An 11,162-nucleotide genomic window follows, 5' to 3' on the forward strand; every position below is an offset into this window, starting at 1 on the left:
AGGGGGCCTTCACGTACTCAGGGAAAGTCGCTTCGTGTATAACGAACTATACCGCTCGGCTGAGGAGGGCTCAGCGCCCTTTCCGACTGCCTTCGTAGGCCCGCTCGCGTAGACCGGTGAGCCAGCGGGGCCGCAGCTCCCAGCCCGGTGGCAAATTAAGCATCGGATCGAAGGCGGGCTGAGGGGAGTCGTCGTCGACTTCGTGGAGGGTCAGCGTCGCGCAAGGTTTCCGATGGCCGTTCGCGCGGACGGTCTCGACGAGGTAGGTCACCGGTCCTTCCGCCACCAGCCGCCGCAAACCGTCCAGCGACGCTTCGACGTTCCGGGCCGCCTCCGCGCGGGCGGCCAGCCAGACCAGTCCACCCTTCGTGCGATAGGGCAGCAACGTGCTGTACCGGCCGCTGGTCCAGGCGCGCTCCGGTCGCGGCAGCACGCGGCCGGCGAGACCGGTGCCCGAAGTGGTCAACGTGAGATCCCACGGATGACCTCCGACGGCGGGGATCCGCACCGCCATGCCCAGCGCGTCGGGTACGCGCCCCGGGAGACCGGCGCCCTTGGACATCCGCACGGTGACGGCCACCGGCTCCTCCGGCAGGGCGAGGTCGTCACGCCTCAAAGCCTGAAGTTCGCCGTTGAACAGTAGGCCGTTCGGGTGGAATGCCCGCGCACCACGAAGTGCCGCCAGTGCATGAAATCCGGCGTGGAAAAGCTTGCCGACCGGCCCTGCCTGCGGTGCCTTCTCCTCGGCCACGATTTCCACCCTCCTTGTGACGTGTGTGCTTCGCAGGGGCTACCCCGGGTGCGCCGGGTTACACGGGAATTCCCACGAATTCGAAAACGCCGATTCCCCCGGTGTGACCGGCTTTCGCCCGGGTACTCGCGTGATGTTCGCCCATCGGGCGTCCGACAGTCCTTCCACCTGGATCGGAGGAAACCAATGACTGCATCGCCGGCCACGGTTCGGCGGGCTCCGCGCCAGCTCATCGCCCTCGGCGTGGGCGCGGTCTTCCTGCTCGTCGGCATTCTCGGCTTCATCCCCGGCATCACGACGAACTACGAGCAGCTGAGCGGCGCCGGGCACGAGTCCGGCGCGTTGCTGCTGGGCGTGTTCCAGGTGTCGATCCTGCACAACATCGTCCACCTCGCGTTCGGCGTCGCGGGCATCCTGCTGGCCCGGACGGTGACCGGCGCGAAGGCGTTCCTCGTCGGCGGCGGGGTGATCTACCTCGTGCTCTGGCTGTACGGCCTGCTGATCGACCACGGGTCGGCGGCGAATTTCGTGCCGGTCAACACCGCCGACAACTGGCTGCACCTCGGGCTCGCCGTCGGGATGATCGCCCTCGGGCTCATTCCGTTCTCCGGTTCGAAGGCGCCGATCGCCGACTCTCGCTAGCCCGTTTCTCCCCTGAAATCTCTGGAGGTAGTCAGTGTTCCGTCATACCAAATCGCTCCAATTCGAGGCCAAGCCGGAAAAGCCGGATGCCTTGTACGCCCGCAAACTGCAGGAGCTCATCGGCGGTGCCTACGGTGAAATGACTGTCACCATGCAGTACCTGTTCCAGGGCTGGAATTGCCGGATCGAGGGCAAGTACAAGGATTTGATCATGGACACGGCGACCGAGGAGATCGGTCACGTGGAAATGCTCGCGACGATGGTCGCCCGGCTCCTCGAAGGGGCACCCGCCACCACGGTGGCCGAAGCCGCGAAGGATCCGGCCACCGCGGCGATCCTCGGCGGGATGGACCCTCAGCAGGCGATCATCTCCGGTGGCGGTGCCACGCCGAGCGACAGCCAGGGCTATCCCTGGAACGGCCGCTACGTGGTGGCGTCGGGCAATCTGCTGGCCGATTTCCGGGCGAACGTGGCGGCGGAGGCGCAGGGCCGCTTGCAGACGGCCCGGTTGTACAACATGACCGACGACCCCGGTGTGAAGGCGATGTTGCAGTTCAACCTCGCGCGGGACACGGTGCACCAGAAGCAGTGGCTCGCCGCGATCGAGGAACTCAAGGCCGACGGCCTGGAAAGCGACATCGCGCCGACGGCGTTGTTCGACGAGGAGAACCAGGACCACAACAACACCGTTTGGCACCTGTCCGACGGTCCGGACGGTCCGAAGGGTGGCTGGAGCTTCGGCGAAGACGGGATCGAGTACCTCATGGAACCCGAGGCACTCGGCGGACCGGGCACCGCCCCGAAACCCGATCCGGCGCTTTACGGCACCTACGCGCCGCTGCAGGACGCGGTCGGGACGGTCAAAGGCAAGGTCAAGGACGCCAAGAAGAAGGCCACCAAGTCGAGCAAGAGTTAGACCTCAGCCGCCAGCCGGCGCGGAAGGTCCGTGAAGCCCCCGAAAGTCAGGGGCACGGCAAAGCCGCATAACCGCTGGTCAGGCGGGTCGTAAGCGGTGATTCCGGCGCTCGTCGGAATCACCGCTCTTCGTCCGGGCGGGTGAGCGAGCCCCCCAGACCACTCACGGAACCGGATCCGGTGATTCCCCAGGCCATGGCCACAATGGCCGATTCAGTGCGCCGTCACGCAGTTCTCACGGAGCGCTCACGTCAGGAAAGGAAACGGAGAAGGACACACCGCACTGGGGCTAATGGGAACGCCGCTTGCTCATGTGGCCCGGCCGCCAGGAAACGCCACGACCTCGCCCCGCCCCGGTCGGTTAAACGCGTGCTCGGTATTAGTTCCACTCGTTTCACGTACACGGTGGTCACCGACGCGTAGCCTGACCCCGTGGAGGAGTTTCCTGACCCGTCGGGGCCACCCTACCCCTACAAATACCCGCTGCCTGCCGAGGCGAAGGCGGAGCATCAGCGCGCCGTCGAGTACTTCCGACGGAAGTATGCGTTCTGGGACAGCATGATGATGCCCTCGATTTCGGTGGGCCTGGTCGCGGCCGGGGTGTTGTCCGAGGACGACGAAGGCTACCTGTCGGTGCCGGTGCTTCTCGGTGTGTTGGTGGTCACCGGCGTTCTGATGGCCCTCATCGGTCTCCGGAAGGATGCTCTGGCGGACAAAAGAGACAAGCATGTGAATCTGCTGAAGACCTACCGCGTCTTGCCACACGAGATCGATGGATCGGCATCTGCGACGCTACCTTCGGACTTCGACACGAACCGCGACCACTTCGGCGCGCCTCTCCCTGGCAAGGCGGATCCGTGCCCCCGCGCGATGCCTGACTCCACACCCGCCATCGACAAAATCCCGGGCGAAAATCCCTACAACGGGATGATCCGGCTCAGCCCTCCCAAGCCCCGTCCGGAAAGCGGCCCTTGATGAACGGGCCGGCGGGCTTGCTCCATCTCCTCAGTTCAGGGCCCATTCCGCCCGCCGTCCGTCGCCGGTAGGGGTGTCGACTGCCCGATCTGTTCGAACACCAACGCAACAGCACGTTCCCGCAGCTCAGTACATCCTCACTCACACGAGGAGCCTCCATCAAACCCGGGGAGGTGCACCCTGCAAGTAGGGAAGGAGGCCTTCACGGACGAACGCCGGCGGCGGGTCAGTCGTCGGCTTCGGCGACCGCGGCCGCTTCGTCGTCGTCCATCGCCTTGGTGTCACGCGGGGGGAGGAAGGGTTCGTCGTCGGCCGGGGAGCCGGATGCGATCTCCTTGCCACGCGCGAGTTCGGCGTCCAGTTCGGCGCCGAGGAGGACGGCGATGTTCGAGATCCACATCCAGATCAGGAACACGATGACACCGGCGAGCGAACCGTAGACCTTGTTGTACGAGCCGAAGTTGCCGACGTAGAAGGCGAACCCAGCCGTGGCCGCGGCCCAGAGCAGCACGGCCACGAGGCCGCCCGGGGTCAGCCAGCGGAATTTCGGCTGCCGCACGTTGGGGCTCACCCAGTAGAGCATCGCGACCGCCAGCCCCGCCAGCAACGCGATCACCGGCCATTTCGCGATGTCCCAGACGAGGACACCGGTCGAGCCGAGGCCGATCAGGTCGCCGAGGTAGCGGGCGATCCCGCCGGTCGCCACCACCCCGGCGGCACACAGGGCGAGCACGACCAGCACGGCGATGGTGAGCCCGATCCGCAACGGCACGGTCTTCCAGATCGGGCGGCCTTCGGGCATCGAGTAGATGACGTTGGACGCCCGCATGAACGCGCCGATGTAGCCGGACGCGGACCACAACGCGCCCGCGGTGCCGAGGATCGCCGCCGTTCCGGCCAGCCCGCCGGTCTTGGACAGCTCTTCGATGGCGCCGACCAGGATGTCCCGGCCCTGACCTGGTGCTATCCGGCTGACATTCTCGACGAGTGCCTGGGTCGCCGACGGACCGAGGAGCCCGAGGATCGCGGTCAGTACAAGCAAACCGGGGAAGAGGGAAAGCACGCCGTAGTAGGTGAGCGCCGCCGCCCAGTCCAGCATGTTGTCGCGGTTGAACTGGACGAACGTCCGTTTGAGCACCGCCCACCACGATCGTCGGGACAATTCGGTGGGACCGTCCGGGTCTTTCGCTATGGCAGCCAAGGGAACCTCCTGCTGGGGATTCCTTGGCTTACCCGGTGTCGCCGGGGCGAAACGGGTGGTCAGGCCGGGCGGGATCGTGGCGGCGGTGGCGGCGGGACCGTCTTCGCCAGCACGATGTCCGCCAGCCGGATCGTCGCGAGCCCGCGTTTGGTTTCGACCGTGCAGTCGGTGTCATCACGGGAGCGGAGGTAGCCGAGCGCGTCGGTGAACCCGCCCTCGATCCGGTACCGGACGACGACTCTGGTGCCGAGGGGCACCTCCGGAAGGGTCATCGGTTCAGGTGCGCGGTGAGCTCGTCGTCGCTCGGCTCGACCAGGTGGGTGCCGTCCGGCCAGACGATGGTCGGGATGCGTCGCTCACCGTTCTGCAGCGCCCGAACGGTCTCCTCGGCGCCGGAATCCGCTTCGACGTCGATGTAGTCGTACTCGATGCCCTTCGAGTCCAGGAGGGCGCGGCTGCGTTTGACGTCGGGGCACCAACCGGCGCCGTACACGGTGAGGTCGCTCATGGATCACAGCATGCCAGGTCGCGGTCCGCCGGCGTGTTCGGCGAGGGCTGCCCGGTCGGCGAGGCCGGTCTTGGCGAGCAGGCTCGCGACATGCTTCTCGACCGTCCGCGGCGAGATGTGCAGGCGGGCGCCGATGTCCTTGTTGCCCATCCGCTCGGCGAGCAGCACCAGGACCTCGTACTCGCGCACGGTGACGCCCGAAGCCCGCAGGTCACCCGGTACCCGGTCGACGCCGGAGCGGCGTTGCCGGACGGGTGCGCCGAGTTTGCGCAGGAGGCTCCGGCAGGCGGCCGCGACCGCCGGGATGTCCCTGCGATGGAAGTACTCTTCGGCCTCTTTGAGCCAGCCCGCCGGATCACCCCAGCCGTCGGCGGCGGCCGGTTCGGCGATCAGCCGGAGCCCGAGATGGCGGGCCAGGGGATAGGGCGCCGACGTCTCCAGCGCCGAGGCCACCGCCTGTGCGGCCGCCGCCGCGTCACCTCGCCTGCCGTGCTCGACCGCGTGCGCGAATTCGACGAACTGCCGGTTCCAGCGCATCCCGCTCACGGCGGAGCCGTCCTCCGGACAGGGCACGCCCCCGAGCGTGTCGACGAGTGTCCGGAGCCCGTGCTGGCCGGCGAGGTGGAACCGGCTCGGCCGCCGGTCCTCCAGCTCGACGACCTGGCCGAGTTCGCGGCGGGCCCGGTCGAAGTCCTCCTCGAGCAGCGAACAGAAGACCCGCGCCAGCCCGATGCTGAGCACCATCTCCTGCGCGTTCTCGCCGCCGCTGTCCCGGAAGTCGTCGAGTGCCTGCTCCATCGCCGGGCGGTCCGCCCGGTGCCCGGCGGACATCGCCCTCGTCATATGGGCGTATTGCAGCAACGCGGTCAACCGGAGCCTGCCCAGCACGGCGAGGTTCTCGGCCAGCAACGCGTGCGCGGTGCCGAATTCGCAGCGCAGGATCGCGTGCATGGTGCGCACGGAATCGACCGCGCAGTGCAGGGTAATCGACCCGGTGCGCTGAGCGTCCGCGCGGGCGAGCAGCAGGGTCTGCTCGTCGCCGTTCATCAGCACGCGATGCCCGCCCAGCCGGACCAGCGCCTGGGTGCGCAGGTGGTGGAGATGGTTGTCCTCGGCGGTCCGCCGAGCGAGCTGCATGTAGTGCTCGGATTCGGTGAGGTCCCGCGACAGTGCGAGCATGCCGAGCACCTGCAGCGCCTGGCAGACGACGAACGGCTGCTCGGTCGCCTCGGCCACTTCCCAGGCCTGGCGCGCGAGCCGTTCCGCCGTGCCCGCCCGGCCGGGAACGTCCAGCCAGAGGTTCGCTTCGACGGCGTCGAGCGCGGCCTGCTGAGCCGGTGAGATCGCCGAACCGAGGGGAGCGCGGGCGCGTTCGATCTGGCCGAGGCATTCGTCGTGCCGTCCGGCGATGTAAGCGGCCCAGGCCAGCTGGGTATGCAGTTTCGCGGCCCGTTCGAGGGTGCCGATCTCCCCGAACGCGGCGGAGAGCTCGACGGCGCGGTCGAACTGACCGGTCTGCCCGAGCGCGAGCACCAGCGTCTCCAGCACCTCGGCCCGATCACCCGCGTCGGCCCCGCCGAGCAGGTCGACGGCCTTGGTGAGCATCGTGACCGCGGAGTCGGCGGCGCCGGCGTCGAGGGCACGGCGACCGGTTTCCGCGAACAGGTGGCCTGCCGCCTGTTCGTCCAGCGCGGTCAGCCGGAGCGACGCGACGAGCGCGCACAGGTCGCCCGGCAGCCCCGGGTACAGCTTTTCGACGGCGTCGGCGGCCTGACGGGCGAGCGTCGCCTTCCGTGCCGGCGACTGGCGCGCCAGCAGCGCTTCCGCGGTCAGCGGATGACGAAAGGCGTACCAGCCGGGCGTCGTCTCGTCGGTGGTCACCAGGTTCGCCGAGACCGCGGCGCTCAGGTGGTTGTGCAGGGTCCGGTCGTTGGTTCCGGTGACCGCCTGGACCACCGTCAGCGGGAAGCGGCGGCCGATGATCGCCGCGACCGACAGTAGTTCACCCGCCTGCTCGCCGAGTTGCTCCATCCGGACGCCGATACTGGTCACCAGTGCGGCGGGAACGCGGGCGCGGAGCTCGCCGATGACGCGCCAGCCGTCGCGGCCCTCGACCAGCAGTCCGTCGTTCACCATGCCGTGGAGCAGTTCCTCGACGATGAACGGAAGGCCAGCGCTGTTGCGCCACAACAGTTCCGCCGCGGCCGACGGAAGCCGTCCCGGCTCGGTCTCGAGGCAGGCGGCGGCGAGGGCGCGGGTGTCCGAGAGGCCGAGCCTGCTCAGTTCGACGACGGCGCAGCTCATCCGCTGCGCACCGGAGGTCGCCAGGCGCAGGGCGTCGGAGGGTTCGTTGCGGAGCGTGCCGACGAACAGGGCTTGCGCCGCGGACAGGTTGTCGACGAGGTATTCGAGAATGAACAGGGTTTCCGCGTCGGCGTCCTGGAGATCGTCGAGGACGAGGAGCGCGCCGCGGTCGCGGCCGGTGACGGCCAGCAGCCGGAACACCGCTTCGGCGAGCACCATCAGGGAACCCGAATCCCGCGGCCGGTCGCCCCGGCCCCAGTCGGGGATGAGCTGGGCGAGCACGGGGATGAACGGGTCCAGTTCGGCCGCGGCCGGCGGGCCGCCGCCGCGGAAATGCGACCACAGTGCCTGGGCCAGCGGCCGGAACGGGACGAGCGGGCCGATCGAACTGGCCCGCCCCTGCAACACCGGGATGTCGGCGGCGACCGCTCGTGAGGCGGCCTCGACGGCGAGCCGCGATTTGCCGATGCCGCCTTCGCCCACGAGAAAGATCGCGCCGCCGCGGCCCGCGACGGCGCGGTCGAGAGCTTCGGAAAGCTCGGCCAGTTCGGCGTCGCGGCCGATCACCCGCGACGAACGGATTCCCACCGCCGTGACTATAGCGAGCGGATTCCTCCGTCACGGCCAATAAATGATCACGAAGGCGGGCGGCGCGAACCCGCCTTCGTGAGCTTCTCCGCTCAGATCCAGCCGCCGGTGAAGACGCTGACGACGGACGGCGAACCGGGGTCCGTGGACAGGGTGGCGAGCGGGTTGGCGCTCAGCCGCGGCTTGCCGCCCGCCAGCGCGTGGTTGCGCGAGCCGACCTCGAGGGCGCGCGGCAGGTTCACGGCGCCGAGGACGTCCTCGGTGGCGGGCAGATCTCTTTCGTACATGCGGTTTTTCTCCTCATACTCGATTTACCGGCGGAACAACGGTGGCCGCGGGATGCGGCCGGTCGGGGCGGAGCAGGAGCGCGGAGGGGACCCGGTCACCGAATCCCAGCCGCAGCAGGCCGTAGCCGATTCCCGCCAGGCCGCTCAGCAGCCCGGGGGACGGGACCGCGCCGGGAGTCCCGCAGCGGGCACCGCGCTGGTCGATGGCGGCGAGCAGATGACCGGTCCGGCGGCGTACCGCGGCGGCGGCGCCAGTGTGCCCGTTCTCCGCCAGCACGCACAACACTTCCAGTACTCCGGACTCGCCGTGGCAGAGGCTGAGATCCTTCAGCGGTGCCCCGTCGGCCAGCCGTTTGATCGTCCTGGCGAGGTCCCTGGCATACGCGGGATCGGGCAGGTGAGCGGCAAGGCCGAGCGCGTCGCCCGCGAGACCGTCGCACCAGCCGACGGTGCTTTCCGCCCGATCGTCCGCCTTTCCGGGCGGTTCTTCGCCGGAACGGTCGTGTGCCCGCAGTACCCAGTCGATCCCGGCCGAACCGCGGGCGAACGATCTTTCTCGCGGACGTTCGCGGCCGAGCAGTTCTCCGGCGTACCGGTCCGCCCGTGCCAGTGCCGAGTCCAGTCCTGTTTGGACATACACCGACCGCATCGACGCGACACCGCCCGCCAGCCCCGTCGTGAACCCGGAGGGCGTTTCGGGAGTCGCGTCCGGCATGAGGTCGACGGCCTGCTCGATGAGATCGCCGGCGGGAAGGCCGACCAGCGTGCTGAGCCGCGCGATCGTGTACGCGACGCCGCCGAGCCCGAGAAGGCCGCCGCAGCCGGCGGTGGCGGCCAGCTCACGGTCGGCGCGGAGAGTGGTGAAGAGGCCGGGGAGCGGGCTGATCGCGTACGCGGCCAGGTCGCGGTATCGCGCGATCCCGGTCAGTTCGGCGAGCTGGGCGAGGAACAGCGCGACACCGCAGTAGCCCTCCCCGAGCCCGGCGCCCATCGGCAGCACGGTCCAGTAGCGGTCGTCGACGAGTTCGATCCCGAGCCAGTTGGAGCGGTGTTCGTCGGAGAAGGCGTTGGCGACGATCTGGTCGGCGATGCCGCAAGCGGTGACCAGCAGTCGTTCCGGGTCGGGTGCCTGGTTCGGTGCCGCCGTCTCCGCGGTCTCGGAGCCGCCGTGGTGGCCCGCGGTCACCGTGCTGATGGCGAGCGTGGCCGAAATCAGCCATTCCTGGTCGCGTTGGTCGAGCGGATCCATGTCGGCGAGCTTCGCCTGCACGGTCGCCAGCGACGGCCGGTCGACCACTCCGTCGACGCTCTCGCCCCGTGAATCCAGCAGCGACGTCGAGCCGGGGTGCGAGGTGAACATCGGCACGTCGCCCGCCCAGAGGTCGTCCCGCTCGTGGGGCACGAGGCGGAGCAGCTTCTCCTCGTCGGCGGAATCCTGTTCGAGCAGGTCGAACGCGCGGTCGCGGTCGGCGGCGTCGCGAAGCAGGTCGGGATGGGTGGTCTCGTCCAGCAGCCGGAAGTAGAAGTTCGTCGGCCGGATCAGCACCCGGATGGGATCCTCGGCGCAGCGCCGGAGGTGCTCGGCGAGTTCGTCCCTGCCGGTCGAGATCGCGTCGTAGCCGAGCCGGAATCCGGCCAGCAGCGCGGCACTGTGCTCGGTGGGCGGGATGTCGCGGCCGTCGAGACGCGGCAGGTTGTTCCCGCCCGCGAGTTCGCCGGGCACCCGCACCAGCCGCATGCGGTCGGTACCCGGATCGGCCCACTCGATGCGGTCGGTGGGCAGCTTGCCGCCGCGGCCGGCGAGGCCGGAGATGTCGACGGCGCCGTGTTCCCCAGCGAAGAGCTGGGGGAGCAGCAGCGTGCGCTGCACCGATCGTGCCAGCATCGCGGCGGCGGGGTCGCCCTCCGGCGGATCGGGTGGCGACGGCTGGAACAGCGTCTCGATGTCGATCAGCACCGGCTGGTCGCCGCAGGCGATGATGTTCTCGTAGTGGACGTCGGTGGCGTCGAGCGCGTACAGGAGCGCCAGGAGGATGCCTTGCCGCCGGTAGAAGCGGTCGACGTCGCCGATGTCGGCGCACGGCCGGTGCTCGACGAACCGGAGCCAGCCATAGCCCTCACGCGGCAACGCGTCCGCGGTCCGGAGTTCGAGCCCGGGCAGCCGTTTGTTCAGGTGCTCGACGACGTCGGTGAACCGTTCGTGCAGGATCAGCGGCCGGGGTTTGTAGATCACCTTGGCACCGCTGGAGAACCGGAGCAGTTTGACCGAGCGCCCGCGTGCGTGCGAGTCACCGATCCCGCCCGCGACCTCGACGAGTGTGCCGAGTTCGCCGTCGACGACCGAGCAGGGCAGTAAGGCGGCGTCGGCCGAGAACCGGGCCAGCGTTTCGGCGTTGGCTTCGGCGGCGTGCAGGCACGCCTGGGCGACGAGGCGGGCCAGTACCGGGTACTCGCCGAACAACCGGACGAGCCCGGCCGGAGTGGCTAGCCGTCGCACGAAATCGGAGAAGCGCTCTTCGGGCGTCTCGCCCCGGAGGTTTCCGGCCTTGCGGTCGCGGTGGAGTTCGAGGACCAAGGTGCGGACCGCGAGGGTGAGCAGATGGCGGTCGAGTTGGGCCGCGAACCCCCGGCGGAGGGCCTCCGCATCGGCGCGGGGGAGATCGTCCGGGACCGCTTCACGCGAAGCGGCGTGGACGAACGACCTGAAGACCCCGGCGAACTCGACACGCCAGTCACCGACTGGGGGACGCTCCGGCAGAAGCGCGGTGATGGTGCGTTCGGCGAAGTCCGCCCATGCGGGCTTGTCCGCTGTCCGTTCGCGCGGGGTCTGGCCGTGTACCCACCACCTCGGCGGCAGGGACGTCGCCGATGCTGGGGGCGTCACGGCGGTCATGGTTTCAGTTCGGCCGGGCCCGGCACATGGGGGCCGAACCCCCACATTCAGCGCACGCACGAAGATGTCCGGAGAGTGACGGACGAGGGAGTCTTCAG

The 11,162-nt window shown here is 69.1% G+C and carries 10 protein-coding genes; 3 read left to right on the top strand and 7 right to left on the bottom strand.

The features are described 5' to 3' along the window. Nucleotides 1-70 precede the first annotated feature (70 nt). Nucleotides 71-751: a hypothetical protein gene (locus tag CVV72_RS07530; protein ID WP_219151684.1), complete on the bottom strand. Its 681-nt coding sequence runs from the start codon at nucleotides 749-751 to the stop codon at nucleotides 71-73. 186 nt (nucleotides 752-937) lie between these two features. On the opposite strand from CVV72_RS07530, the gene CVV72_RS07535 reads away from it, so the two are divergent. The 3 genes from CVV72_RS07535 to CVV72_RS07545 all read left to right on the top strand — a co-directional run bounded on the left by CVV72_RS07535 (nucleotide 938) and on the right by CVV72_RS07545 (nucleotide 3,283). Next, a complete protein-coding gene (locus tag CVV72_RS07535) occupies nucleotides 938-1,393 on the top strand; it encodes a DUF4383 domain-containing protein (protein ID WP_219151685.1) in 456 nt (151 codons plus the stop codon). Nucleotides 1,394-1,427: 34 nt separating this feature from the next. Then, a complete protein-coding gene (locus CVV72_RS07540) occupies nucleotides 1,428-2,309 on the top strand; it encodes a manganese catalase family protein (RefSeq protein ID WP_219151686.1) in 882 nt (293 codons plus the stop codon). A gap of 431 nt (nucleotides 2,310-2,740) precedes the next feature. Beyond that, on the top strand, nucleotides 2,741-3,283 hold the full coding sequence (locus CVV72_RS07545) for a hypothetical protein (protein ID WP_219151687.1): 543 nt from the start codon (nucleotides 2,741-2,743) through the stop codon (nucleotides 3,281-3,283). Nucleotides 3,284-3,509: 226 nt separating this feature from the next. On the opposite strand, the gene CVV72_RS07550 is transcribed toward CVV72_RS07545, so the two are convergent. The 6 genes from CVV72_RS07550 to CVV72_RS07575 all read right to left on the bottom strand — a co-directional run bounded on the left by CVV72_RS07550 (nucleotide 3,510) and on the right by CVV72_RS07575 (nucleotide 11,064). Continuing rightward, nucleotides 3,510-4,484, bottom strand: a complete 975-nt coding sequence (locus CVV72_RS07550) for a YihY/virulence factor BrkB family protein (RefSeq protein WP_255632571.1) — start codon at nucleotides 4,482-4,484, stop codon at nucleotides 3,510-3,512. A gap of 59 nt (nucleotides 4,485-4,543) precedes the next feature. Continuing rightward, a complete protein-coding gene (locus tag CVV72_RS07555) occupies nucleotides 4,544-4,756 on the bottom strand; it encodes a ferrous iron transport protein A (RefSeq protein ID WP_219151688.1) in 213 nt (70 codons plus the stop codon). Beyond that, nucleotides 4,753-4,992, bottom strand: coding sequence for a glutaredoxin domain-containing protein (locus tag CVV72_RS07560; RefSeq protein ID WP_125677434.1), 240 nt, complete (start codon nucleotides 4,990-4,992; stop codon nucleotides 4,753-4,755). The genes CVV72_RS07555 and CVV72_RS07560 overlap by 4 nt, the downstream gene beginning before the upstream one ends. A 3-nt stretch (nucleotides 4,993-4,995) precedes the next feature. Further along, on the bottom strand, nucleotides 4,996-7,884 hold the full coding sequence (locus tag CVV72_RS07565) for a helix-turn-helix transcriptional regulator (protein WP_219151689.1): 2,889 nt from the start codon (nucleotides 7,882-7,884) through the stop codon (nucleotides 4,996-4,998). A 92-nt stretch (nucleotides 7,885-7,976) separates the two neighbouring features. Continuing rightward, nucleotides 7,977-8,171: a hypothetical protein gene (locus CVV72_RS07570; protein ID WP_034318598.1), complete on the bottom strand. Its 195-nt coding sequence runs from the start codon at nucleotides 8,169-8,171 to the stop codon at nucleotides 7,977-7,979. A gap of 13 nt (nucleotides 8,172-8,184) precedes the next feature. After that, a complete protein-coding gene (locus CVV72_RS07575) occupies nucleotides 8,185-11,064 on the bottom strand; it encodes a type 2 lanthipeptide synthetase LanM family protein (RefSeq protein ID WP_255632572.1) in 2,880 nt (959 codons plus the stop codon). Nucleotides 11,065-11,162: the final 98 nt, after the last annotated feature.

The sequence above is a fragment of the Amycolatopsis sp. TNS106 genome, assembly GCF_019330265.1.
GTDB lineage: Bacteria > Actinomycetota > Actinomycetes > Mycobacteriales > Pseudonocardiaceae > Amycolatopsis > Amycolatopsis lurida.

What these genes read in the sequence shown, in the direction of transcription:
- CVV72_RS07535 (WP_219151685.1), top strand. Translation starts at nt 938, where the DNA reads ATGACTGCATCGCCGGCCACGGTTCGGCGGGCTCCGCGCCAGCTCATC.
- CVV72_RS07555 (WP_219151688.1), bottom strand. Translation starts at nt 4,756, where the DNA reads ATGACCCTTCCGGAGGTGCCCCTCGGCACCAGAGTCGTCGTCCGGTAC.
- CVV72_RS07560 (WP_125677434.1), bottom strand. Translation starts at nt 4,992, where the DNA reads ATGAGCGACCTCACCGTGTACGGCGCCGGTTGGTGCCCCGACGTCAAA.
- CVV72_RS07570 (WP_034318598.1), bottom strand. Translation starts at nt 8,171, where the DNA reads ATGTACGAAAGAGATCTGCCCGCCACCGAGGACGTCCTCGGCGCCGTG.
- CVV72_RS07575 (WP_255632572.1), bottom strand. Translation starts at nt 11,064, where the DNA reads ATGACCGCCGTGACGCCCCCAGCATCGGCGACGTCCCTGCCGCCGAGG.